The sequence below is a fragment of the Bradyrhizobium sp. WCU1 genome (genome assembly GCF_053474805.1).
Genome location: NZ_CM130280.1, coordinates 2133556 through 2156776 on the forward strand (window position 1 = coordinate 2133556; position 23221 = coordinate 2156776).

The 23221-nt window shown below is 64.9% G+C and carries 23 protein-coding genes; 20 read left to right on the forward strand and 3 right to left on the reverse strand.

The features are described 5' to 3' along the window. Positions 1-120 precede the first annotated feature (120 nt). Positions 121-333, forward strand: coding sequence for a cold-shock protein (locus tag ACTUWL_RS09740; RefSeq protein WP_016844477.1), 213 nt, complete (start codon positions 121-123; stop codon positions 331-333). A 274-nt stretch (positions 334-607) separates the two neighbouring features. Here ACTUWL_RS09740 and ACTUWL_RS09745 read toward each other — a convergent pair whose 3' ends face one another. Beyond that, positions 608-1231, reverse strand: coding sequence for an outer membrane protein (locus ACTUWL_RS09745; protein WP_021077321.1), 624 nt, complete (start codon positions 1229-1231; stop codon positions 608-610). 264 nt (positions 1232-1495) lie between these two features. Between ACTUWL_RS09745 and uvrC the strand changes: the two genes are divergently transcribed. The 7 genes from uvrC to ACTUWL_RS09780 all read left to right on the forward strand — a co-directional run bounded on the left by uvrC (position 1496) and on the right by ACTUWL_RS09780 (position 8554). Then, on the forward strand, positions 1496-3607 hold the full coding sequence (uvrC, locus tag ACTUWL_RS09750) for an excinuclease ABC subunit UvrC (protein WP_035650318.1): 2112 nt from the start codon (positions 1496-1498) through the stop codon (positions 3605-3607). A 191-nt stretch (positions 3608-3798) separates the two neighbouring features. Continuing rightward, the gene (gene pgsA, locus ACTUWL_RS09755) at positions 3799-4413 is read left to right on the forward strand and encodes a CDP-diacylglycerol--glycerol-3-phosphate 3-phosphatidyltransferase (protein WP_016844474.1); all 615 of its coding nucleotides are present in this window, start codon (positions 3799-3801) and stop codon (positions 4411-4413) included. Continuing rightward, entirely contained in the window at positions 4410-4661 is a 252-nt protein-coding gene (gene moaD, locus ACTUWL_RS09760; RefSeq protein WP_021077319.1) for a molybdopterin converting factor subunit 1, read from the forward strand. Before pgsA ends, moaD begins: the two co-directional genes overlap by 4 nt. 8 nt (positions 4662-4669) lie before the next feature. After that, on the forward strand, positions 4670-5137 hold the full coding sequence (locus ACTUWL_RS09765; protein ID WP_021077318.1) for a molybdenum cofactor biosynthesis protein MoaE: 468 nt from the start codon (positions 4670-4672) through the stop codon (positions 5135-5137). Further along, positions 5137-6096 (forward strand): 50S ribosomal protein L3 N(5)-glutamine methyltransferase, encoded by a 960-nt coding sequence (gene prmB, locus ACTUWL_RS09770; RefSeq protein ID WP_021077317.1) that lies wholly within the window; start codon positions 5137-5139, stop codon positions 6094-6096. The genes ACTUWL_RS09765 and prmB overlap by 1 nt, the downstream gene beginning before the upstream one ends. A 175-nt stretch (positions 6097-6271) precedes the next feature. Beyond that, the gene (locus ACTUWL_RS09775; protein ID WP_035650363.1) at positions 6272-7684 is read left to right on the forward strand and encodes an EAL domain-containing protein; all 1413 of its coding nucleotides are present in this window, start codon (positions 6272-6274) and stop codon (positions 7682-7684) included. Positions 7685-7699: 15 nt separating this feature from the next. Further along, complete coding sequence (locus tag ACTUWL_RS09780; RefSeq protein WP_021077315.1) at positions 7700-8554, forward strand: TIGR01459 family HAD-type hydrolase; 855 nt, start codon at positions 7700-7702, stop codon at positions 8552-8554. Positions 8555-8994: 440 nt separating this feature from the next. On the opposite strand, the gene ACTUWL_RS09785 is transcribed toward ACTUWL_RS09780, so the two are convergent. Then, the gene (locus ACTUWL_RS09785) at positions 8995-9390 is read right to left on the reverse strand and encodes a response regulator (protein WP_016844467.1); all 396 of its coding nucleotides are present in this window, start codon (positions 9388-9390) and stop codon (positions 8995-8997) included. Between the two features lie 214 nt (positions 9391-9604). Between ACTUWL_RS09785 and ACTUWL_RS09790 the strand changes: the two genes are divergently transcribed. The 12 genes from ACTUWL_RS09790 to ACTUWL_RS09845 all read left to right on the forward strand — a co-directional run bounded on the left by ACTUWL_RS09790 (position 9605) and on the right by ACTUWL_RS09845 (position 22785). Next, positions 9605-10576 carry a bifunctional riboflavin kinase/FAD synthetase gene (locus tag ACTUWL_RS09790; RefSeq protein WP_021077314.1) on the forward strand — a complete coding sequence of 324 codons (972 nt, stop codon included), beginning with the start codon at positions 9605-9607 and terminating at the stop codon, positions 10574-10576. Continuing rightward, entirely contained in the window at positions 10573-11133 is a 561-nt protein-coding gene (locus ACTUWL_RS09795; RefSeq protein WP_021077313.1) for a sugar O-acetyltransferase, read from the forward strand. Before ACTUWL_RS09790 ends, ACTUWL_RS09795 begins: the two co-directional genes overlap by 4 nt. A 407-nt stretch (positions 11134-11540) precedes the next feature. Further along, positions 11541-14540, forward strand: coding sequence for an isoleucine--tRNA ligase (gene ileS / locus ACTUWL_RS09800; protein ID WP_021077312.1), 3000 nt, complete (start codon positions 11541-11543; stop codon positions 14538-14540). After that, entirely contained in the window at positions 14513-15034 is a 522-nt protein-coding gene (gene lspA / locus ACTUWL_RS09805) for a signal peptidase II (protein WP_021077311.1), read from the forward strand. Before ileS ends, lspA begins: the two co-directional genes overlap by 28 nt. Before the next feature lie 100 nt (positions 15035-15134). Next, a complete protein-coding gene (locus ACTUWL_RS09810) occupies positions 15135-15863 on the forward strand; it encodes a hypothetical protein (protein WP_021077310.1) in 729 nt (242 codons plus the stop codon). Positions 15864-16014: 151 nt separating this feature from the next. Next, positions 16015-17406 (forward strand): M16 family metallopeptidase, encoded by a 1392-nt coding sequence (locus ACTUWL_RS09815; protein WP_199196563.1) that lies wholly within the window; start codon positions 16015-16017, stop codon positions 17404-17406. Further along, positions 17403-18767, forward strand: a complete 1365-nt coding sequence (locus ACTUWL_RS09820) for a M16 family metallopeptidase (protein ID WP_021077308.1) — start codon at positions 17403-17405, stop codon at positions 18765-18767. Before ACTUWL_RS09815 ends, ACTUWL_RS09820 begins: the two co-directional genes overlap by 4 nt. A gap of 325 nt (positions 18768-19092) precedes the next feature. Beyond that, the gene (gene arfB / locus ACTUWL_RS09825; protein ID WP_021077307.1) at positions 19093-19512 is read left to right on the forward strand and encodes an alternative ribosome rescue aminoacyl-tRNA hydrolase ArfB; all 420 of its coding nucleotides are present in this window, start codon (positions 19093-19095) and stop codon (positions 19510-19512) included. A 371-nt stretch (positions 19513-19883) separates the two neighbouring features. Further along, positions 19884-20204 (forward strand): c-type cytochrome, encoded by a 321-nt coding sequence (locus ACTUWL_RS09830; RefSeq protein WP_035650356.1) that lies wholly within the window; start codon positions 19884-19886, stop codon positions 20202-20204. Beyond that, positions 20205-20600 carry a VOC family protein gene (locus ACTUWL_RS09835; RefSeq protein ID WP_021077305.1) on the forward strand — a complete coding sequence of 132 codons (396 nt, stop codon included), beginning with the start codon at positions 20205-20207 and terminating at the stop codon, positions 20598-20600. A gap of 43 nt (positions 20601-20643) precedes the next feature. Beyond that, the gene (locus tag ACTUWL_RS09840; RefSeq protein WP_021077304.1) at positions 20644-21192 is read left to right on the forward strand and encodes a taurine transport system ATP-binding protein; all 549 of its coding nucleotides are present in this window, start codon (positions 20644-20646) and stop codon (positions 21190-21192) included. A gap of 24 nt (positions 21193-21216) precedes the next feature. Beyond that, entirely contained in the window at positions 21217-22785 is a 1569-nt protein-coding gene (locus ACTUWL_RS09845) for a GMC family oxidoreductase (RefSeq protein WP_021077303.1), read from the forward strand. Positions 22786-22867: 82 nt separating this feature from the next. Here ACTUWL_RS09845 and ACTUWL_RS09850 read toward each other — a convergent pair whose 3' ends face one another. Beyond that, positions 22868-23179, reverse strand: coding sequence for a ribbon-helix-helix domain-containing protein (locus tag ACTUWL_RS09850; protein ID WP_021077302.1), 312 nt, complete (start codon positions 23177-23179; stop codon positions 22868-22870). Positions 23180-23221 lie beyond the last annotated feature (42 nt).

Genomic DNA, 23221 nt, shown 5'->3' on the forward strand with positions numbered 1-23221 from the left:
GGCAGACCAGCGGCGTGACGCCGGCCTGTTCAGGTGGCCAAGCTTCCGACAAGCGAATGTCGGTCAACCGCTACGCGACGTGCGCGTAGCGGTGGAGCAATACGGGGGAGGAGTTTCCCGATGGCCATGACTGGGACAGTCAAGTTCTTCAACGGAGAGCGTGGCTACGGCTTCATCAAGCCTGATGATGGCGGCCGCGATGTGTTCGTTCACATCACAGCTGTCGAACGTGCAGGATTGAAGGACCTGACTGAAGGACAACGCATTACGTTCGAGGTTGAGCCGGACAAGAAGGGCAAGGGCCCGAAGGCGGTCAACCTGGTGGTTTCATGATGAGTGCTTGCAGTGCGCGGCTCGTGATGAACACCGACTGAAGCGTTGCATGTGAGTTGACTGCCGAGCGCGCGGCGCGCGCTCGCTTCATGACCACCCTGCATGATGCGGACGCGACTGGCCGTGCCGCACGCTCGAAGCGTGCGGCCGACGATCGGCTTCGCGAATGGGGCGGCGTGCATGCTGCTGCGCGCGATGTGCAGACCGTCAGCACAAAGAAAAACCCGGCCGCGCGAGGCGCGGCCGGGAGTTGATGTCAGACGTTTTCTTGTTCTCAGAAGTGATAGTTGATGCCGGCGCGAACCAGGCTGAAACTGTAGCCGTTCGACGCACCGCCGGTGATCGTGAAGTTGCTGTTGGCGAGATCGACGTAGAGATACTCGATCTTGGCGCTCCAGTTCGGAGCAAAGCCCATTTCGGCGCCGGCGCCGACGGTGAAGCCCGCATTGGTGTGCGTCTCCGACACGCCGAAGGTCTCGCCGCGAAGTTCGCCAAAGGCGAGACCGCCGGTCGCGTAGAACAGCACGTTGTTGACGGCGTAGCCGGCGCGGCCGCGCACCGTGCCGAACCACGGATTGGAGAATTTCCAGGGCGCGAACCGATCATCGGCCGTCGTGCCCTGGATATCGGCTTCGATACCAAACACCCAGGGTGAGCCGTTCTGGAAGTTGTAGCCGGCCTGCACGCCGCCGACGAAGCCGGACGGCTGGGTCGGGTTGTTCTCGACCGAACCCCAGCCGTAGCCGACGTTGCCGCCGAGATAGGGGCCGGCCCAGCTATAGGCATTGAGCGGCTGATAGACCGTATAGGGCGAGCCGTAGTTGAGGTCGGCCGCCGCCGCCGAGGTCGTCCAGCCTGCGACGATCAATGCCAGCGCACGCGCAACAAACCGGGTCATAGCTACTCTCCACCACGCAACTGCCGCAGCCCGCAGGCCCCAAGCCTGCGTGGTTACGGAATTCCACTTTTTTCGCTAAGGTTTATCGAGAGTTTTAAGTTAAAGGGCTGTTAAGCCCGGTTACCGGCCCGCTCATCAGTCTTAACAATGTGTTACCGCCCCGCGGCGGCGGTGGCGCGCAACCTGTAACCTGCTGCAATCGGGTTCTTTTTCCTGAGCCGCCGACGCTGGCGAGCGGTCGCCCAAGCGATTAATTTACGGCCCATGGTGCACGATTCTCCCGAACGTCCGATGCCGCCTCAGAAGACAGGGCGCGGCGCAAAGTCCGATCTGCCGCAGGACGACCTGACAAAGGCCGACCTGACGCTCGACACGAGCGACGTCGATCCCGAAAGCTCCGCCGCCGAGGAGGACGACGAGGCACGTCTGCCCGAGGCTTCGGAGGACGGCGCCGAGCCGGTCGCCGAGGGGACGCTCTCGGTCGGGCATGCCGCGATCGAGAACGCGGTGCGGCTCGCCCCGACCTCGCCCGGCGTCTACCGCATGCTCAACGCCGCCAACGACGTGCTCTATGTCGGCAAGGCGAAGAACGTCAAAAAGCGGCTGTCGTCCTATGCGCGGGCCAACGCGCCATTGGCGGCGCGCATCCTGCGCATGATCGCGGCGACCACCCATGTCGAGATCGTCTCGACCATGACCGAGACCGAGGCGCTGCTGCTCGAAGCCAATCTGATCAAGCAGCTGCGGCCGCGTTTCAATGTGCAGCTGCGCGATGACAAATCGTTTCCATATATTCTGATCTCTGGCGACCACTGGGCACCGCAGATCCTCAAGCATCGCGGCGCGCAGTCGCGACCCGGCCGCTATTTCGGCCCGTTCGCCAATGCGGGCGCGGTCAACCGCACCATCACGGCGCTGCAACGCGCGTTCCTGATCCGCTCCTGCACCGACGGCTTCTTCGAAAGCCGCACCCGGCCCTGCCTGCTCTATCAGATCAAGCGCTGTGCAGGCCCCTGCACCCGCGAGATCGATTTCCCCGGCTATAGCGAACTGGTGCGCGAGGCGACCGAATTCCTGTCCGGCCGCAGCCACGCGGTGAAGGAATTGCTCGCGGCCGAGATGGAGAAGGCCTCCGGCGAGCTCGAATTCGAGACCGCGGCGCTGTACCGCGATCGCCTAGCGGCGCTGTCGGCGATCCAGTCGCAACAGGGCATCAATCCGCGCACGGTCGAAGAGGCCGACGTGTTCGCGATCCACCAGGAGGGCGGCTATTCCTGCGTCGAGGTCTTCTTCTTCCGCACCGGCCAGAACTGGGGCAACCGCGCCTATTTCCCGAAGGCCGAGAAGAGTTTCACGCCGGAGGAGGTGCTGTCCTCCTTCCTCGCGCAATTCTACGACGACAAGCCGCCGCCGAAGCTGATCCTGCTGTCGCACGAGATCGAGGAAAGCGCGCTGCTCGCCGACGCGCTCTCGGTCAAGGCCGGCTCCAAGGTCGAGGTCTCAGTGCCGAAGCGCGGCGAGAAGAAGGAGCTGATCGGCCACGCGCTCACCAACGCGCGCGAGGCGCTCGGCCGCAAGCTCGCCGACACCGCGACGCAGAGCCGGCTGCTGGAGGGCATGGTCACGACGCTCGGCCTGCCGCACACGCCAAAGCGCATCGAGGTCTACGACAACAGCCACATCCAGGGCACCAACGCGGTCGGTGCGATGATCGTGGCCGGGCCCGACGGGTTCATGAAGAACCAGTACCGCAAGTTCAACATCAAGTCCGAAGGGCTGACGCCCGGCGACGATTACGGGATGATGCGCGAGGTGCTGGAGCGCCGTTTCAAGCGACTCGTGAAGCCGCCGGAGGGCGAGGCCGCCAAGGACGGCGCGAAGGCCCGAGAGAGCGACAAGGCGGACGACGAGTCGTTTCCGCAATGGCCCGATCTGGTCATCATCGACGGCGGTCGCGGCCAGCTCAACGCGGTCAGGGAAATTTTCGAGAAACTCGGGCTCACCCAGGTCGCGCTGATGTCGGTCGCCAAGGGGCCGGACCGCGATGCCGGGCGCGAAACCCTGTTCATGCCGGACCGCGAGGCCATCAAGCTGGAGCCGCGCGACCCGGTGCTGTATTTCATCCAGCGGCTGCGCGACGAGGCCCACCGCTTCGTGATCGGCTCGCACCGCAAGCTGCGCAAGAAGGACATCCGCGAGGCCGGCCTGCAGGAGATCCCGGGGATCGGCCCGTCGCGAAAACGTGCCTTGCTGCACCACTTCGGAACGCTCAAGGAGATCGAGCGGGCCTCGATCGCCGACCTCGGCAAGGTTCCCGGCGTCAGTGCCGAGAGCGCCCGCAAGATTTTCGAGTTTTTCCACGCCCAGCCGGGTTAAACCAAAGGCTATTCATCAGGGCGTCGCCTGCGACAGGGCATCTGGGGCATGATGCGGAAAGTGTCAGGCAACGTTCCGAAAAGATCACGCCTAAACAACGAGCTAAGGCGCCATGACGATTCCGCGTAATGTTGCCGCGCTTTGGCGCCCGCACGGTTGACCTTCTCGCTTCAGCGGTATTGGTAGAACGGATGAACATCGCTACGACCCGGGGACAGACCAAGACCATGTCCCTCCCGAATATCCTGACCTACGCCCGGATTGCCGCCATTCCGGTGGTGATCGGCTGCGTCTACTGGCAGTCGATCCTGGACGGCCCGTTGTGGCTGCGCTGGGTGGCGCTTGCCGTGTTCATCGCGGCGGGGATCACCGACTATCTCGACGGCTATTACGCCCGGATGTGGGACCAGCAGTCCGCGTTCGGCCGGATGCTCGATCCGATCGCCGACAAGCTGCTGGTGGCCTCCAGCCTCTTGATGCTGGCCGCCGACAATTCGATCCACGGCTGGACGCTGTGGGCGGCGATCGTGATCCTGTGCCGCGAGATCCTGGTCTCGGGCCTGCGCGAATATCTCGCGGGGCTCAGGGTCAGCGTTCCCGTCACCAAGCTTGCGAAATGGAAGACGACGATCCAGCTGGTCGCGATCGGCTTTCTGATCGCCGGCGAGGCGGGCGAGCAGGTGTTCCCGGCAACCACCCTGATCGGCATCGTGCTGCTGTGGATGTCGGCGATCTTCACGATCTACACCGGCTGGGATTACTTCCGCGCCGGCATCCATCACCTCATCAAGGAGGATGAGGGATGAAGCTGAAATATTTTGCCTGGGTGCGAGAGCGCGTCGGCAAGGCGGAGGAAACCGTCGAGCCGCCCGCCGAGGTGCGCACCGTCGCCGACCTGATCGGCTGGCTCACCGCGCGCGACGATGCCTACGCCCATGCCTTCGAGAAGCCCACGGTGATCCGCGCCGCGATCGACCACGCCCATGTCAAGCAGGATGCGGCGATCATCGGCGCCCGCGAGATCGCGTTCTTTCCGCCGATGACCGGCGGCTAGATCCAATCATGGCTGTTACTGCGACCATCCGTATCCAGCGAGCCGACTTCGACGTCGCGCAGGAGATCGCCGGCCTCAGCAAGGGCCGCACCGATGTCGGCGCGGTCGTCAGCTTCAGCGGCATCTGCCGCGGCAGCGAGCAGGGCGAGCCGATCGCAGCCCTGACGCTCGAACATTATCCTGAAATGGCGGAAGCCGAGATTGGACGCCACGCCGACGAGGCGCTGGCGCGCTGGCCGTTGCAGGGCCTCACCGTCATCCATCGCTTCGGCCGCATCGCGCCGGGCGAGAACATCGTGCTGGTCGTGACCGCCTCGGCGCACCGGCAGGCCGCATTCGAAGCTGCCGAGTTCCTGATGGACTATCTCAAGACCAACGCGCCGTTCTGGAAGCGCGAGGAAAGCGCCCGCGGCACGAGCTGGATCGAGGCGCGCGACCATGACGACGCGGCTGCCGCGCGCTGGACCAAATCCTGATGGCCAAGCGCAGCAAAGTGCCGGCCAGACGCAGCCCTGTCGCGTCAAAAGTGCCGAAGGTCGGCGCGGGCGAGCTCCACACCCTGTTCGATTTCCTGCGCTACGCGGTGAGCCGCTTCAACGCGGCCAAACTGGTGTTCGCGCACGGCACCACTGATCCCATCGCCGAAGCCGCGTTCCTGATCGCTGAGACGCTGCATCTGCATCCCGACCAGTTCGAGAATTTCGCGACCGCGCGCGTCACGCTGGCCGAGGGCAAGCAGATCCTCGACCTGATCGAGCGCCGGATCGCGACGCGCAAGCCGGCCGCCTATCTCGTCAACAAGGTCTATATGCGCGGCCTGCCGTTCTATGTCGACGAGCGCACCATCGTGCCGCGTTCCTTCATCGGCGAATTGCTGGATTCGCATTTCGGCGGCGACGAAGACGGCACCTCGCTGATCGGCGATCCCGCGGAGGTCGAAAGCGTGCTCGACCTCTGCACCGGCTCCGGCTGCCTTGCGATCCTGGCCGCCCGGCATTTCGCCAATGCCGCCGTCGATGCAGTCGATATCTCAAAGGATGCACTCGAGGTCGCCGCGCGCAACGTCGCCGACCACGGCCTCGACGACCGCCTGACACTGTATCGCGGCGATCTGTTCAAGCCGCTCGGCGACAACAGCTACGATCTCATCATCTCGAATCCGCCCTATGTCGACGCCGAAGGCATGGCCTCGCTGCCGCGCGAGTGCCGCGCCGAGCCGAAGATCGCGTTCGACGGCGGGCCTGACGGGCTCGACATCGTCCGCCGCCTGCTTGACGAGGCGAAGCAGCATCTCACCCCGCAGGGTGGACTGCTCTGCGAGATCGGCCGCGGCCGCGACAATCTCGAGGCCGCCTATCCGAACCTGCCGCTGCTCTGGCTCGACACCGAGGACTCCGAGGGCGAGGTGTTCTGGATCGCCGCCGCCGACCTCTGAGCGGCCCGCCGCGGCCGATCCGGACGACTACGGAGCCCGGCCGCGGAGCCGGACCAAGCGAAGCGAAAATCGTGTGCAGTTCCAGCCGGTTCCGAAGATCGCAGGCCCGTCGAATCAACAATGGTGCTAAGCTTGCGCGCCGGGGATGTTCGGACGGAGGGCGCGGGCGCGCGACATGATTCGCATTTCGACGATCTTCATCGCCATCTGCATGGTGCTGGTCGCAGCCTCGCTCGGCTTCGTGCTGTATTCGGTGGCGGGCATCAGCGGATCGGAATCGGCGATCGTGGCGCTCACCGCCCTCACCTGCCTGATCCTCTACAACGCCCTCTCGATGCGGCTGCGCGACCGCAGCGATGTCGGCGGCCAGATCGCGGATCTGTCGCGCGGCACCGCAGACCTCGCCCGCCAGGTCGCTGAATTCGGCCGCCGGCTGGCCGCAGTCGAGGGCCGGGTCACGTCGGCCAATTCCACCGGCGCCGACCGGATGCAGGGCATGGCCGGCGAGATCAACGAGCTCGGCGGACTGGTGCGGCAGCTCGCGGCATCCGTCGCCCATCATGAGGATCTGCTGGCAGCGGCTCCCGTGGCGCAGCCGGTCGCTTCGCTGCGCGACGATCTGTTGCAGCCGGTCGCGCCGGCCGCGACCGTCGTGTTCGCGCCACCGCCGCCAGCTGCGCCGCCGCAGCCGATCTCGCGCAGCCAGGCCCAGCTCGTCGGCGCGATCAGGCACGCGATCGACGAGAACCGGCTCGACATCTACCTGCAGCCGATGGTGACGCTGCCGCAGCGCAAGGTGCGCTATTACGAGGCGGTGACGCGGCTGCGCGATGAGCGCGACCAGGTGCTTGCCGCCGACGATTTCATCGAAGCCGCCGAGTCCGCCGGCCTGATCGGCCGCATCGATCACATGGTGATGCTTCGCTGCGTCCAGGTGCTGCGCCGCCTGATGATCCGCAGCAAGGATGTCGGCGTGTTCTGCAACGTGTCGGCGGCGACGCTGGCCAGTCCGGCGCATTTCACCCAGTGCCTCGATTTTCTCGAGGCCAACCGCGCGCTGGCGCCGTCCTTCGTGCTCGAGTTCAAGCAGGCGACCTTCCGCAATCTCGGCCCGGTCGAGAGCGAGAACCTCGCGGCGCTATCGCAGCGCGGCTACCGGTTCTCGATCGACCATGTCAGCGACCTCCGCCTCGAACCGCGCGAGCTCGCCGATCGCGGCGTCCGCTTCATCAAGGTGCCGGCCGCATTGCTGCTCGACACCAGGCAGAGCGCGACGTCGGACATCCATCCGTCCGATCTGTCCGACCTGCTCGGCCGCTTCGGCATCGACCTGATCGCCGAACGGATCGAGGGCGAGCGCTCGGTGGTCGACCTGCTCGACTACGATGTCCGGTTCGGCCAGGGCTTCCTGTTCGCGCCGCCGCGACCGTTGCGGCCGGAGGGGGCATCTGCTACCGCCGAGGCTCCGCAGGCCAACCCCCAGGACCTCAATGGCGCCGGCCCTTCAGCACCTGTCACCAGCCCAACAGCGCCGCCGCGCGCAACCGGCAGCGCCGCGCTGGCGCGCCGCGCCCTCGGTCCTAACTAGTCAACGGCCTGCATCATGACGTCATTGCGCTTCGTCGAGCAATTGCGCGACCTCGTCGGCGATGTCGACGTCGTGCTGTCGGACATCTGGGGCGTCGTGCACAACGGGCTCGAGTCGTTTCCCGAGGCCTGCGAGGCCCTGCACACATTCCGCAAGCAGGGCGGCACGGTGATCCTGATCACCAACGCGCCGCGGCCGGCCGATTCGGTGCAGCGCCAGCTGCGCAAGCTCGGTGTCGCGGACGAGACCTATGACGCGATCGTCTCCTCGGGCGACCTGACCCGCCACTTCGTGGCCGATCATCCCGGCCAGAAGATCTTCTGGATCGGCCCCGAGCGCGACAGCTCGATCCATCGCGGCCTCGACGCCACCATGGTGCCGCTGGAGCAGGCCGACTACATCATCTGCACCGGCCTGTTCGACGACGAAACCGAATCCGCCGAGGATTATCGCGACACGCTGCTCAAGGCGCTCGCGCGCAAGCTCACACTGGTCTGCGCCAATCCGGATATCGTGGTCGAGCGCGGCGACCGGCTGATCTACTGCGCCGGCGCGATCGCCGAACTCTATCACGAGCTCGGCGGCGAGGTGATCTTCTACGGCAAGCCGCACCGGCCGATCTACGAGCGCGCCATGGCTCTGGCCGCCGAGCGCCGCGGCCGCCCGACCGAGCTCGGCCGCGTGCTTGCGATCGGCGATTCCGTGCGCACCGATCTCACCGGCGCCCATGGCTTCGGCATCGATCTCTTGTTCATCACCCGCGGCATCCATTCCGAGCAGTTCGAGGGCATCGAGCAGCTCGATCCGGCCTCGATCAAGGAATTGTTCGGCCACCCGCCGCGCGCGCTGATGCGCGAGCTGAAGTGGTAGCGGCCGGCTCCGCAAGCGGCGCGCTGCCAAAATATCGAAAACAACCCCATGCAAAGTGGCCGCGGCACCGGATGTTCGACCGGTCGCCTTGACACGTCGGGCAACTCAGGGGCATACTTCTAATATTCCGAAATAGCGCAGACGCACTTCGCCGCAGGAGTTATCGCATATGGCATTTGCGCGAGCCTCTGGTCGCGGTTCACCTCTCCCCGGCGGGGAGAGGTCGGATTGCGGAGCAATCCGGGTGAGGGCTCTTGCTCCCTCGATAGACCGTCCCCCCTCACCCGATTTGCTACGCAAATCGACCTCTCCCAAGGGAGAGGTGAACTTCCGACGCCGTTGCGGCTGAGCCTAATCTCATCTTGCCTTGGCGAAAAACAGCTATGCCCGGGACTAGCCCGGGCATAACGTGAATTCAGTAGATGCGATGGACGAGCGTCTTACGCGGTCGCCATGTCCGGGAACACCGCCTCGATCTTGGTCTTCAGCGTGGCGGCGTTGAACGGCTTGACGATGTAGTTGTTGACGCCGGCCTTCTTGGCCGCGATCACGTTCTCGGTCTTGGATTCCGCGGTGATCATGATGAAGGGCGTGGTCGCGAGATTGGGATCGGCGCGAACTTCCTTGAGCAGGTCGTAGCCGGTCATCGGCTCCATGTTCCAGTCGGAAATCACCAGGCCATACTTCTTGCCGCGCATCTTGTTGAGCGCCGCGGAGCCGTCGGACGCATCGTCGATATTCTCGAATCCAAGCTGCTTGAGAAGATTCCGGATGATGCGGATCATGGTGCTGTAATCATCAACCACCAGAACCGGCATGGACAAATCAACCGCCATCTTTTCCCCCAAAACGCCTGACGCAACTTGGCTTCTGCACGAACGCAGGTTTCCGGCAACGAGTAACAGCTGGCGTTAAACAGCGCGTTAACCGGCTGAATCCGGATTGTTACGGATTTGACGCGATTTTCGCTACGCTTGACTTCCACGCCGCCGCCGCGTCACGGTCCGGCCCGCAACAATCATGCTTAAGAATCCTTGAAGAATACCTGACATGAGCACCGGCTTTACCGTTATCCGCGACAACACCCCCGAAAGCGCCATCCCCAGGGGCGCCGTGGTCGCGATGGGAAATTTCGACGGCGTCCATCTCGGTCACCGCGCCGTGATCGGTGCGGCGCTGGCGATGGGCCGAGCGCGCGGCGTGCCCGCGCTCGCCGTGACCTTCGAGCCGCATCCACGCAGCTTCTTCAGCCCGAACACCCCGCAATTCCGCCTCACGGACGAGACCAACAAGCTGCGCTTGCTCGCAGCCACCGGGCTCGCCGGCGCCGTCGTCATGACCTTCGACAAGGCGCGGGCCGGTACGTCGGCGCAGGATTTCATTCACCATGACCTGATCCGCCGGCTCGGCATCAGCGGCATTGCGGTCGGCTACGACTTCCATTTCGGCAAGGGCCGGGTCGGCTCGCCAAGTCTTTTGGTTAGCGAGGCTCCGCGGCTCGGCATCGAGGTCGATGTGCAGGCCCATGTCGACATCGCCGAGCGCCCGGTGTCCTCCAGCGCCATCCGCATGGCGCTCGCCGAGGGCGAGGTCACCGACGCCACCACGATGCTGGGCGGACCGTGGTTCGTCACCGGCAAGGTGATCCACGGCGAGAAGCGCGGCCGCGACCTCGGCTATCCCACCGCCAACATCCGCCTCGACAAGCATTGCGGCCTGAAGCACGGCATCTATGCGGTGCGGATCGGCAAGGGCGCGCAGCGGTTCGACGGCGTCGCAAGCTTCGGGCGCCGGCCGACCTTCGACAACGGCGCGCCGCTGCTCGAAGTGTTCCTGTTCGACTTCAAGGGCGACCTGTACGACACGGTCCTCGATGTCGCATTCATCGGTTTCATTCGCGAAGAGCTGAAATTCGACACCATCGAGGCGTTGATACGCCAGATGGATGACGACAGCGCCAAGGCGCGCGCGTACCTCGCCGCCGCGCCGGACGCGTTTCCAAGACTCGGAACGATTGATTGAACAAGACTGAAAAGCAAAAGATGCTGGCGGGCGAGCTGTATCGCCCGGATGCCGAGATCGCCGCCGACCATGCCGCGGCGGAACGCTGGATGACCCGCTACAATGCGTCGGGCGCATCGTCCGCGGCCGAACTGAACGCGCTGCTCTCCGAGCGCTTCCGCAAGGTCGGCAAGGACACCATCATCCGCCCGCCGTTCTTCTGCGACTACGGCAGCAATATCAGCCTCGGCGACGGCGTGTTCCTCAACTTCAACTGCGTCATCCTCGACGTCGTCGAGGTCGTGATCGGCGACCGCACCCAGATCGGGCCAGCGGTGCAGATCTACACCGCTGACCACCCGCGCGATGCCGAAACCCGCCGCGCCGGGCTGGAATTCGGCCGCCCGATCCGGATCGGCAGCGACGTCTGGATCGGCGGCGGCGCCATCATCCTGCCCGGCGTCACAATCGGCGACGGCGCCCTGGTCGGGGCCGGCAGCGTGGTGACGCGGGACGTCGCCGCCGGCACCATCGTGGCCGGAAATCCGGCCCGGCGGCGGCTGCCTAGCGCGGGATGAAGAGGTTAGATCAGTTTGACCGCGGGTTTGGTCCACCTCTCCCCCGTGGGGAGAGGTCGGCGCGCAGCGCCGGGTGAGGGCTCTTGTTCTCTCGATAGACCGCAAACCCTCACCCGATTTGCTGCGCAAATCGACCTCTCCCAAGGGAGAGGTGGCACCTCCGCCGCCGCTCCAGCTCAACCTATCCCGCTTTAGGGGCCGTCCCGCGGAACGGTCCGCCGGCCACCGGGGGCTTTGCGAATTCCCCGTCCGGCTGCTAAGGAAACCCGATGTTTTCGCGGCGCATCATACGGATTAGCGGCCCGGCTTCCGCCTGAGCCCGAGGGCTCGGCGCAAGACCGGGATTTCGTCGTTTCACCCGCGATTGATCGCGTTTCCGCGCCCTCACCTGCCAGATCAGAGCCTTCATGTCCGACAAGCCGCAAAAGACCGACGCTAACGACTATTCCAAGACCCTTTACCTGCCGAAGACGGAATTCCAGATGCGCGCCGGCCTGCCCCAGCGCGAGCCGGAAATCCTCAAATACTGGAACGAGATCGGCCTCTACGACAGACTGCGCCGGGCCGCCGAGGGCCGCGCCAAATTCGTGCTGCATGACGGCCCGCCCTATGCCAACGGCAACATCCATATCGGGCACGCGCTGAACAAGATCCTCAAGGACGTCGTGACCAAGAGCCAGCAGATGCTCGGTTTCGACTCCAATTACGTGCCGGGGTGGGACTGCCACGGCCTGCCGATCGAATGGAAGATCGAGGAGGAGAACTACCGCTCCAAGGGCAAGCAGAAGCCCGATTTCCGCGACTCCGCCGCGATGGTCGCGTTCCGCCGGGAATGCCGCGCCTATGCGACGCACTGGATCAACGTGCAGCGCGAGGAGTTCAAGCGGCTCGGCATCATCGGCGACTGGGACCATCCCTACCAGACCATGAGCTACCCGGCCGAGGCGCAGATCGCCCGCGAGCTGATGAAGTTCGCCGCCAACGGCACGCTCTATCGCGGCTCCAAGCCGGTGATGTGGAGCGTGGTCGAGAAGACCGCGCTCGCGGAGGCCGAGGTCGAGTATGAGGACTACACTTCCGACATGGTGTGGGTGAAATTCCCGGTCACCTCGCCGGCGCATGGCGCGCTGGCCAATGCCTCGGTCGTGATCTGGACCACCACGCCGTGGACGCTGCCCGGCAACCGCGCGATCTCGTTCTCGCCGAAGATCGCCTACGGCCTCTACAAGGTAACCGACGCGCCGGAAGCCAAATGGGCGAAGACGGGCGACCTGCTGATCCTGGCCGACGCGCTCGCGGCGGAAGTGTTCAAGAAGGCGCGCGTCGCCGCCTATGAGAGGGTGCGCGACATCCCCGGCGATACGCTCGATGTCGTGGAATGTGCGCATCCGCTGCGCGGTTTCAGCGGCGGCTACGAATTCACCGTGCCCCTGCTCGCCGGAGAACACGTCACCGACGACACCGGAACCGGCTTCGTGCACACTGCGCCAAGCCACGGCCGCGAGGACTTCGACGTCTGGATGGCGAACAAGCGCGAGCTGGATGCACGCGGCATCAACACGGCGATCCCCTATACGGTCGACGAAAACGGCACCTACACCGCGCAGGCCCCCGGCTTCACCGGCAAACGCGTGCTGACCGACGAGGGCGAGAAGGGCGACGCCAACGACGCCGTGATCAAGGCGTTGATTGAAGGCGGCAAGCTGCTCGCACGCGGCAGCCTCAAGCACCAATATCCGCATTCCTGGCGTTCCAAGAAGCCGGTGATCTTCCGCAACACGCCGCAATGGTTCATCGCGATGGACAAGGACATCGCGGAGAACGGCCACGCGAAGAAGGGCGACACGCTGCGCGCTCGCGCGCTGCACGCGATCTCGGTCACGCAATGGGTGCCGCCGGCCGGCGAGAACCGCATCAACGGCATGATCGCCAACCGGCCCGACTGGGTGATCTCGCGGCAGCGCGCCTGGGGCGTGCCGATCGCCGTGTTCGTGCGCGAGAACGCTGACGGCTCGGCCGAGATCCTGCAGGACGAGGTCGTCAATCAGCGCATCAGCGAGGCCTTCATGGAGGAAGGCGCCGACGCCTGGTACATGGACGGCGCCCGCGAGCGCTTCCTCGGCTCGCGCGCGTCCGAGGACTGGAAGAAGGTCGACGACATCTGTGACGTCTGGTTCGATTCCGGCTCCACCCACGCCTTCGTGCTGGAAGACCGCCAGAACTTCCCGCAGCTCGGCAACATCGTCCGCAAGGTCGATGGCGGCAACGACACCGTGATGTATCTCGAAGGCTCCGACCAGCATCGCGGCTGGTTCCACTCCTCGCTGCTGGAAAGCGCCGGCACGCGCGGCCGCGCACCGTATGACATCGTGCTCACCCACGGTTTCACGCTCGACGAGAACGGCCGCAAGATGTCGAAGTCGCTCGGCAACACGGTCCAGCCGCAGGACGTGATCGCAAATTCCGGCGCGGATATCCTGCGGCTGTGGGTGTGCGCCACCGACTATGCCGACGATCAGCGCATCGGCCCGGAGATCCTGAAGAACACCGTCGAGACCTATCGCAAGCTGCGCAACTCGATCCGCTGGATGCTCGGCACGCTGCATCATTTCAAGCAAGCCGAGAAGGTCGGCTTTGCCGAGATGCCCGAGCTCGAGCGGCTGATGCTGCATGAGCTGGCCGGCCACGCAGAGACCATCCGCAACGCCTATGCCGCATTCGACTACAAGACCGTGGTCGCGAGCCTCGCGGCCTTCATGAATTCCGAATTGTCGGCGTTCTATTTCGATATCCGCAAGGACACGCTGTATTGCGATCCGCCGTCCTCGGTGGCGCGCAAGGCGGCACTGACCACGATCGACATCCTGTGCGACGCGATCCTGAAATGGCTGGCGCCGATCCTGAGCTTCACGTCAGACGAAGCCTGGCGGATGTACCGGCCGGGCGCCGAGCCTTCGGTGCATCTCACGCTGTTCCCGGACAGACTCGAGCAATTCCGCGACGACGCCCTCGCCGCGAAGTGGGAGACGATCCGCGACGTCCGCCGTGTCGTCACCGGCGCGCTCGAACTGGAGCGCAAGGACAAGACCATCGGCTCGTCGCTGGAAGCCTCGCCGGTGATCTATGTTGCCGACCGCGACATGCTCGCGACGCTGTTCGACGTCGATCTCGCCGAGGTCTGCATCACCTCGAACTACGAGGTGCGCGAGGGCGAGGCGCCGGCCAGCGCCTTCCGTCTCGATGCGGTGCCCGGCGTTGCCGTCGTGGTCGAGAAGGCGGTCGGCACCAAATGCGCGCGCTCGTGGAAGATCCTTCCGACGGTTGGCGAGGATCCCGAATATCCCGACGTCTCGCCGCGCGACGCACAGGCGCTGCGCGAATGGAAGGCGCTGGGGGTCACGGCTTGAGCTCGCCCGTTCGTGCCGGCGTGCTGGCGGCGGTCATCACCCTGATCGCCGACCAGGCCTCCAAGCTCTGGCTGCTTCACATCCTCGACATCGCGCACCACGCCCCGGTGACGGTGACGCCGTTCTTCGACCTGGTGCTCGCCATGAATCCCGGCATCAGTTTCGGCTGGTTCCAGAGCGAGACCCCGGCGGCCCAGATCCTGCTGATGGTGATCAAGGCCGCCGCCGTGATCGCGCTGGCGATCTGGATGGCGCGGTCGCGAACCTGGCTTGCGACAGTTTCGCTCGGCCTGATCATCGGCGGCGCGATCGGGAACGGTATCGACCGCTTCGCCTATGGCGCGGTGGTCGATTTTGCCCTGTTTCATGTCGAGATCGGGGGAAAAACCTTCAATTGGTACATCTTCAACCTCGCCGATGTGGCGATCGTTGCTGGCGTGGCGGCCCTATTGTATGATTCCGTGATGGGGACCCCCGCCGTAAAAGCGCCCTGATCCCGGCCGATATGAGCCGGTCGGCGGCCGACCTGCACCTAGCGGAACTGAGCGCTAAGCCAGTGATCGCTTTGGCGAATTTTGAGATGGGAAAAGCGCGATGCGCAACATCAAAGCCCGCGTTTATCTGATCGAGACGTCGCGGCTGCCGCTGATGCGCGGCCTGCGTTGGGCGTTCGTTGCGGCCGGGATCGGCCTCGTCATGGCCGCCGGGCCGGTGCGCGCCGGCGAAGATGAAGATGAAGATGACGGCCTGACCTTCGAAGAGCGGATCGTCGACAATCTGATGACCGGGCTCGGCGCCAAGAGCGCCGCCAGCAAGGGCATCGACTATCGCGAGCGCTCGCCGCTGGTGGTGCCGCCGAAGCTCGACCTGCCGCCGCCCGCCTCGACCACCCAGGTCAACGCGCCGAACTGGCCGAAGGACCCCGACATCGCCAAGCGCAAGGCCATGATCGAGGCGCGCAAGAAAGAGGTCAAGAAGGAGCCGTGGCAGTCAGCGGTGGCGTTGACGCCGGCCGAGATCGAGGCCGGACGGAAGCAGCAGACCGCCACCGACGGCCGGAAGGAGCCGCTCGAGCCCGGTGTGAGCACCAATCCGTCGTTGATGCCGAGCCAGCTCGGTTACTCCGGCGGTCTGCTCGGCATGTTCAAGGGCAACAGCAGCGAGTCTAAGCCATTCAAGGGCGAGCCGACCCGCGAATCCCTGACCGAACCGCCGCCCGGCTATCAGACGCCGTCCGCGGGGTTCGACTATGGCACCGGGCCGATGAAGCCGAAGGCGCAAGAAGGCCAATACGACGTCATGACCGGAAAACCGTTGCAATGACGCTTGGCCTGGTCGGGCGAAGGCTGACATGAGCAAAGCTTAATGCGGCGCGGCGTCGCTCTCTCCGCTTCGTGACGACGGGCACGGAGACGACCGTGTACGATGGCCTGCTTTCGCGCCCCGGCTGTGTGTCCGGGCTTTCATAAGGACCATGATGCCCACACGCCGATCGATTGCCCTGTTCGCTGCTGCTCTCATTTCAACGATCCCGCTGCCGGGCGCCAGCCTCCGCGCCCAGACCACCGTCACCTCGGAACGCCCTGCGAGCTTCGCGCTCGACAACGGCCTGCAGGTGGTGGTGATCCCCGATCACCGCACGCCGGTCGTGACCCAGATGATCTGGTACAAGGTCGGCTCGGCCGACGAGACGCCCGGCAAATCGGGCCTTGCGCACTTCCTCGAGCATCTGATGTTCAAGGGCACCGCCAAGCACCCGGCCGGCGAGTTCTCGCAGACCGTGCTGCGCGTCGGCGGTAACGAGAACGCCTTCACCTCCACCGACTACACCGGCTACTTCCAGCGCATACCGCGCGAGCAGCTCGCCTCCATGATGGAATTCGAGGCCGACCGCATGACCGGCCTGATCCTGAAGGACGAGAATGTGCTGCCCGAGCGCGACGTGGTGCTGGAGGAGTTCAACATGCGGGTCGCCAACAACCCGGATGCAAGGCTCACCGAGCAGATCATGGCCGCGCTCTATCTCAATCATCCCTACGGCCGGCCGGTGATCGGCTGGCACCAGGAGATCGAGAAGCTCGACCGTGAGGACGCGCTCGCCTTCTACCGGCGCTTCTACGCCCCGAACAACGCGATCCTGGTCATCGCCGGCGATGTCGACGTCAAGGATATCCGGCCGCTGGTCGAGAAGAATTTCGGCCCGATCCCGGCGCAGCGTGCGATCCCCGAGAAGCGTGTCCGGCCGCAGGAGCCGACGCCAGCCGCCCCGCGCACCGTGACGCTGTCGGACCCGCGGGTCGAGCAGCCGAACCTGCGCCGCTACTATCTGGTGCCCTCGGCGACGACAGCGGCGGCCGGCGAGAGCCAGGCGCTCGACGTGCTCGCGCAATTGATGGGCGGCGGCGCCAATTCCTACCTCTATCGCGCGCTGGTGATCGACAAGGGCCTCGCGATCTCGGCCGGCGCCGGCTATCAGGGCACCTCGCTCGACCCCTCGCAATTCTCGATCGCGGTGACGCCGAAGCCGGGCGTCGAGTTCGCGCAGATCGAGGACGCGATCGACAAGGTGATCGCCGACCTCGCGCAGAACCCGGCGCGCGCCGAGGATCTCGAACGGGTCAAGACCCAGCTCATCGCCGAGGCGATCTACGCCCAGGACAACCAGGCGACGCTGGCGCGCTGGTACGGCGGCGCGCTGACCACCGGCCTCAGCATCGACGACATCCGCAGCTGGCCGGATCGCATTCGCGCCGTCACCGCCGAGCAGGTGCGCGCCGCTGCCGCCACCTGGCTCGACAAGAAGCGGTCGGTGACCGGCTATCTGATCAAGGATACCGCGCCGAAACGCGAGGAGAAGCGCTCGTGACCTACTCCCTCACCCGCCGCGCGGCGCTGATCGGCGGCGCCTGCGCCGCGATGCTGGCGCTGACGTCTGTGCCCTCGCAGGCCGCTGCCAAGATCCAGCGGCTGGTATCGCCCGGCGGCATCGAGGCCTGGTTCGTGCAGGACGCCACCGTGCCGCTGATCGCGATGGAATATTCCTTCGGCGGCGGCGCCAGCCAGGATCCACCGGGCAAGCCCGGCGTCGGCAATCTGGTCGCCGACCTGCTCGATGAGGGCTCCGGCGATCTCGATTCCAAGACCTATCATGAGCGGCTCGAACGCCGCGCCATCGAGCTCAGCTTCGCGTCGAACCGCGATCAGTTCCGCGGCTCGCTGCGCATGCTCAAGGACAACAAGGACGAAGCCTACGATCTGTTGCGGATGGCGCTGACCTCGCCGCGGTTCGAGCCGAAGGACGTCGAACGCATCCGCGCCCAGGTCATCTCGAACCTGCGCCGCGAATCGACCAATCCGTCCTCGCTGTCCGGCCGCAAGTTCCTCGAGCTCGCTTTCGGCGATCATCCCTACGGCAGGACGGCGACCGGCACGCTCGAGAGCGTGCCGACCATCGAGATCTCCGATCTGAAGGAGTATGTCCGCCGCAACATCGCCAAGGATACGCTGCGGATCGCCGTGGTCGGCGACGTCGATGCCGACACGCTCGGCAAGCTGCTCGACAAGACCTTCGGCGACCTGCCGGCCAAGGCCGAATTGACGCCGATTCCCGACGTCGTGGCGACCAAACCGCCGCAGCGCGCCTTTGTCCCGCTCGATGTGCCGCAGACCATCGTCACCTTCGGCGGACCCGGCATCAACCGGCACGACCCGGATTTCATGGCCGCCTATGTGGTGAACCACATTCTCGGCGGCGGTGGGCTGTCGTCGCGGCTCTACAAGGAAGTGCGCGAGAAGCGCGGGCTGGCCTATTCGATCTACGAGGCGCTGCTCTGGATGGACCACTCCGCGCTGTTCCTCGGCAACACCGGCACCCGCGCCGACCGCGCCGGCGAGACCATCGATGCGGTCGAGGCGGAGATCCGCCGCATCGCCGAGCAAGGCCCGACGCAGCAGGAGCTCGACGAGGCGAAGTCCTATCTGAAGGGCTCGCAGATGCTGGCGCTCGACACCTCCTCCAAGCTCGCGCAGGCGATGCTGCAATACCAGCTCGACAAGCTGCCGATCGACTACATCGAGAAGCGCAGCGCCATCGTCGATGCGGTGACGCTCGACGACGTCAAGCGGGTCTCCAGGCGGCTGTGGGGCAACGGCCTGCTCACCGTGATCGTCGGCCGCGCCCCGCAAGCCGCCGCGCAGCCGGCGTCGGCGCCGCCGAAGGCGAACTGAAGCGTTTCGGCGCGCTCCTTCTTCGTACACCGCCGTCGTGGCCCCCCCTCTCCCCGCCCTCCCCCGCAAGGGGGGAGGGAGCCTGAGAGACGCGCTCACCTCACATCACGTCACGGCTGGCGGTGATGCTTCGATTGGCGTTGGATCGTTAGGGACGCATCGGCGGATGGGCTCCCTCCCCCCTTGCGGGGTAGGGTTGGGGAGAGGGGTGAGCCGCGGACTCTGACCGCAGATGTCGTACGCGCGGCATCCACGCACCCCAAGCACACGCAACACAAACCCGCTATCCTGCGGCCGCCGATTCTTCCCTGCACCGGGTGCTGTCATGCTGCGGGTGTCCCGCGACCTTACGATCGACGAGAACGACATTGAGATCGTGTTTGTTCGCGCCTCCGGTCCGGGCGGACAGAATGTCAACAAGGTCTCGACCGCAGCCCAGCTCCGCTTCGACACGACGAAGATCGCGCTGCCGCCGGACGCCGCGCAGCGGCTGGCGCGGCTCGCCGGCAGCCGCATGACCAAGGACGGCGTGATCGTGATCCAGGCGTTCCGCTTCCGCACCCAGGAGCGCAATCGCGCCGACGCAATCGAGCGGCTGCTGGAGATGTTGAGGGAAGCGATGGTGCGGCCGACGCCACGGCGCGCGACCAAGCCGACATTCGGCTCCAAGCAACGCCGCCTCGAGGGCAAGAAGCGCCGCAGCGACATCAAGGCCGGTCGCGGCACGCGCCGTTTCGACGACTAAAGCGCGATGAGATCGGGCTGAATCGTCATCGCGCTTTAGACTCTTGTTTAAGCATGATCTTTTCGGAAAACCGCTTCGCACTTTTCCGGATCATACCCTGGAGCGTTTTCGAGCGAAGTGGATGCAGCGCACGCATGGCGCTGCATCCGACATCAGAACCGGCAACGACCGGTTCCGCGCCAGATCGCCGCCCAGCTTTGTTCTGCTGTGAAACAGCCCGCTACTACCAACGGCGGATTTCGGCCTCCTACAGTCACGGCACAGAGGCGGTGATGTATATGACAAAGCTGCACGTGAGGTGGACGACCGGGGCGAGGTTGGCGCTGGGATTTTGCAGCGCAATGCTTGCAGTGCAAATCGCGCGCGCGCAAATGCCCCTGCCCGCCGCCAAGCCGCCCGATGGCGCCACGCTGTTCAAGCAGCAATGCGCGACCTGCCACACATCGAATGCGACAGATCCCGTCCGGCAAGGACCGTCGCTCTACAAGGTCGTCGGCCGCCATGCCGGCCAGGCCGACGGCTTCAAATATTCCGCGGGCTTCGCCAAGGCCGATTTCGTCTGGGACGATGCGAAGCTCGATGCCTGGCTGACCAATCCGCAAGAGGTGATCCCGGGTGCCGTGATGGCCTATCGGCAGGCCAAGCCGGAAACCCGCGCCATGATCATCGCCTATCTGAAGGAGCTGAACTGAATGGCGAAACCCGTGCATTCGATGATCCGCGTGTTCGACGAGGCCAAAGCGCTCGACTTCTATCGTCGCGCGTTCGGGCTCGAGATCGCGGACAATCTGCGTTTTCCCGATTTCGCGCTGATCTATCTGCGCCATCCGTCCTCGCCGTTCGAGGTCGAGCTCACGGTCAATTTCGACCGCAAGGAACCCTACACGCTCGGCGACGGCTACGGCCATCTCGCCGTCGTCGTCGATGACGTCGATGCCGAGCACGCGCGCTTCGAGCAGGAGAAGCTGTCGCCCGGGCCGCTGCGCGACTTCAAGCATGACGGCAGGACGCTGGCGCGCTTCTTCTTCGTCTCCGATCCCGACGGCTACAAGATCGAGGTGATCCAGCGCGGCGGGCGCTTCGGCTAATCCAGTTGCAAATCCAAATAGAAAATAAACTACGGAGGAAACCATGAGAGAAATCGATCGACGCAGCAGATATGACCGGCGTGTCTTTCTCAAAGGCGCAGCCGCCACCGCCCCTGCCGTCGCGATCGCGACATCGACCGGGCTCGGCATCACCGATGCGTGGGCCGAAGGCGCCTCGACGCTGACGCCGGCGACGCTGAAGACGCTGTTGAAGATGGCGCGCGACATCTATCCGCACGATTTCCTCGGCGACAGCTATTACATCACGGCGGTCAAGCCCTGGGATGAGAAGGCCGCGAAGGACCCGGCGGTCAAGTCGCTGATCAATGAGGGCATCGCCCGGCTCGATCAGGAGGCCAACGAGCGCCACAAGATGCCTTATGCGCAGGTCGCCTGGGAGAACGATCGCGTCGCGCTGCTGCAGCGGATCGAGACAAGCGCGTTCTTCCAGCAGATCCGCGGCGATCTCATCGCCTCGCTCTACAACAACAAGGAGGTCTGGCCGCGGTTCGGCTACGAGGGCTCCTCGGCCGAGCATGGCGGCTACATCAAGCGCGGCTTCGCCGACATCGACTGGCTGCCGAAAGCCTGAACCAGACAATTTTGGGAGGACACAATGGCAAAATTCGATCTGAATGACAGCGGCGTCGTCGTGATCGTCGGCTCCGGCGCCGGCGGCGGAACGCTCGGCAATGAACTGGCGCAGAAGGGCATCAAGGTCGTGATCCTGGAAGCCGGCCCGCGCATCGAGAACCAGGACTTCATCAACGATGAATGGGACAGCTTCAGCCAGCTCGCGTGGTCCGACGCCCGCACCACCTCCGGAAGCTGGCGCGTGCACAAGGACTTTCCGAGTATTCCAGCCTGGATCGTCAAGGCGGTCGGCGGCTCCACCGTGCACTGGGCCGGCGCCTCGCTGCGCTTCGACGAGCACGAGTTCAAGATCAAGTCGGCTTACGGCAACATCCCCGGCGCCAATCTCCTGGACTGGCCGATCACGCTCGCCGAGATGGAGCCCTATTACGCCAAGGCCGAGAACAAGATGGGCGTCACCCGCACCAACGGCATTCCCGGACTGCCCGGCAACAACAATTTCAAGGTGATGGAGGCCGGCGCCAAGAAGCTCGGCTACAAGGAGGTGCACACCGGACGGATGGCCATCAACAGCGAACCGCGCGACGGCCGCGGCTCGTGCCAGCAGATCGGCTTCTGCTTCCAGGGCTGCAAGTCGGGCGCCAAATGGTCGACGCTCTACACCGAGATCCCGAAGGGCGAAGCCACCGGCAATCTCGAGGTGCGCCCGGGCAGCATGGTGATCAAGATCGAGCATGATCAGTCCGGCAAGGTGACCGGCGTGGTCTATGCCGATGAGACGGGCGCGATGCAGCGCCAGAAGGCCCGCGTGGTCGCGGTCGCCGGCAACTCGATCGAGAGCCCGCGGCTGCTGCTCAACAGCGCGTCCAGCATGTTCCCCGACGGCCTCGCCAACTCATCCGGCCAGGTCGGCCGCAACTATCTGCGGCACATGACCGGCAGCGTGTATGCGACCTTCGAGAAATCGGTGCACATGTATCGCGGCACCACGATGGCCGGCATCATCCGCGACGAGGCGAAGAACGATCCGAAGCGCGGCTTCGTCGGCGGCTACGAGATGGAAACGCTGTCGCTCGGTCTGCCCTTCATGGCCGCGTTCCTCAATCCCGGCGCTTGGGGCCGCAGCTTCACCAGTGCCATGGAAGGCTATCCGCGGATGGCCGGCATGTGGCTGGTCGGCGAGGACCTGCCGCAGGAGACCAACCGCGTCACGCTGGATCCGAACGTCAAGGACAAGTTCGGCATGCCGGTCGCGAGCGTGCATTTCGACGACCATCCGAACGATGTCGCGATGCGCGATCACGCCTTTAGACAGGGTGCCGCGGTCTATGAGGCGGTCGGCGCCACCGTGACCTATCCGACGCCGCCCTATCCCTCGACCCACAACATGGGCACCAACCGGATGAGCGAGAAGCCGCGCGATGGCGTGGTCAACAAGTTCGGCCAGACCCACGACATCAAGAACCTGTTCGTCTCCGACGGCAGCCAGTTCACGAGCGGAGCGGCGTGCAACCCGACGCTGACGATCGTGTCGCTGGCGATCCGGCAGGCCGACCACATCGCCGGCGCGATGCAGCGCAAGGAGATCTAGCAAGAAACTACAGTTCCCCTCTCACTGAAGCGGCCTTGCCCAACAGGACAAGGCCGTTTTTCTGCGCGATGAATCCGAAAGGTTATTCCGCGGCGTCGAGGATCGGCTGGCCCCGGAATTCGGGCACCGCAGCTGTGCTCTGCGAGCGATAGATCAGGCAGCAGCACCGCAGCAGCGATGCGAAATTGTTGACCTCGCCATGGTGGTCGAGGACTTCGCCATAGAGCGTGGTAACGAACTTGGCGACGCTCATCCCCTCTTTCGCCGCGATCTCCTCCAGCGTATCCCAGAACGACATTTCCAGCCGGATCGAGGTGCAGTGACCGCCGATCCGCAGCGACCGGGTCTGCGACTCATAATTGCGCTGCGGCTGGTGCGAGAACAAATGGCACATAGCTATCCTCCCGATCGGATTATAATTTTTCTAAACGATATA

Excerpts from the sequence above, each read along its gene's own strand:
- ACTUWL_RS09775 (WP_035650363.1), top strand. The coding sequence starts at position 6,272 with ATGATTCGCATTTCGACGATCTTCATCGCCATCTGCATGGTGCTGGTC.
- ACTUWL_RS09745 (WP_021077321.1), bottom strand. The coding sequence starts at position 1,231 with ATGACCCGGTTTGTTGCGCGTGCGCTGGCATTGATCGTCGCAGGCTGG.
- lspA (WP_021077311.1), top strand. The coding sequence starts at position 14,513 with ATGGAAGGCGCTGGGGGTCACGGCTTGAGCTCGCCCGTTCGTGCCGGC.
- uvrC (WP_035650318.1), top strand. The coding sequence starts at position 1,496 with ATGGTGCACGATTCTCCCGAACGTCCGATGCCGCCTCAGAAGACAGGG.
- ACTUWL_RS09790 (WP_021077314.1), top strand. The coding sequence starts at position 9,605 with ATGAGCACCGGCTTTACCGTTATCCGCGACAACACCCCCGAAAGCGCC.
- ACTUWL_RS09765 (WP_021077318.1), top strand. The coding sequence starts at position 4,670 with ATGGCTGTTACTGCGACCATCCGTATCCAGCGAGCCGACTTCGACGTC.
- ileS (WP_021077312.1), top strand. The coding sequence starts at position 11,541 with ATGTCCGACAAGCCGCAAAAGACCGACGCTAACGACTATTCCAAGACC.
- ACTUWL_RS09810 (WP_021077310.1), top strand. The coding sequence starts at position 15,135 with ATGCGCAACATCAAAGCCCGCGTTTATCTGATCGAGACGTCGCGGCTG.
- ACTUWL_RS09815 (WP_199196563.1), top strand. The coding sequence starts at position 16,015 with ATGATGCCCACACGCCGATCGATTGCCCTGTTCGCTGCTGCTCTCATT.
- ACTUWL_RS09845 (WP_021077303.1), top strand. The coding sequence starts at position 21,217 with ATGGCAAAATTCGATCTGAATGACAGCGGCGTCGTCGTGATCGTCGGC.
- ACTUWL_RS09780 (WP_021077315.1), top strand. The coding sequence starts at position 7,700 with ATGACGTCATTGCGCTTCGTCGAGCAATTGCGCGACCTCGTCGGCGAT.
- ACTUWL_RS09850 (WP_021077302.1), bottom strand. The coding sequence starts at position 23,179 with ATGTGCCATTTGTTCTCGCACCAGCCGCAGCGCAATTATGAGTCGCAG.
- ACTUWL_RS09835 (WP_021077305.1), top strand. The coding sequence starts at position 20,205 with ATGGCGAAACCCGTGCATTCGATGATCCGCGTGTTCGACGAGGCCAAA.
- pgsA (WP_016844474.1), top strand. The coding sequence starts at position 3,799 with ATGAACATCGCTACGACCCGGGGACAGACCAAGACCATGTCCCTCCCG.
- arfB (WP_021077307.1), top strand. The coding sequence starts at position 19,093 with ATGCTGCGGGTGTCCCGCGACCTTACGATCGACGAGAACGACATTGAG.
- ACTUWL_RS09830 (WP_035650356.1), top strand. The coding sequence starts at position 19,884 with ATGCCCCTGCCCGCCGCCAAGCCGCCCGATGGCGCCACGCTGTTCAAG.
- moaD (WP_021077319.1), top strand. The coding sequence starts at position 4,410 with ATGAAGCTGAAATATTTTGCCTGGGTGCGAGAGCGCGTCGGCAAGGCG.
- ACTUWL_RS09840 (WP_021077304.1), top strand. The coding sequence starts at position 20,644 with ATGAGAGAAATCGATCGACGCAGCAGATATGACCGGCGTGTCTTTCTC.
- ACTUWL_RS09785 (WP_016844467.1), bottom strand. The coding sequence starts at position 9,390 with ATGGCGGTTGATTTGTCCATGCCGGTTCTGGTGGTTGATGATTACAGC.
- prmB (WP_021077317.1), top strand. The coding sequence starts at position 5,137 with ATGGCCAAGCGCAGCAAAGTGCCGGCCAGACGCAGCCCTGTCGCGTCA.
- ACTUWL_RS09740 (WP_016844477.1), top strand. The coding sequence starts at position 121 with ATGGCCATGACTGGGACAGTCAAGTTCTTCAACGGAGAGCGTGGCTAC.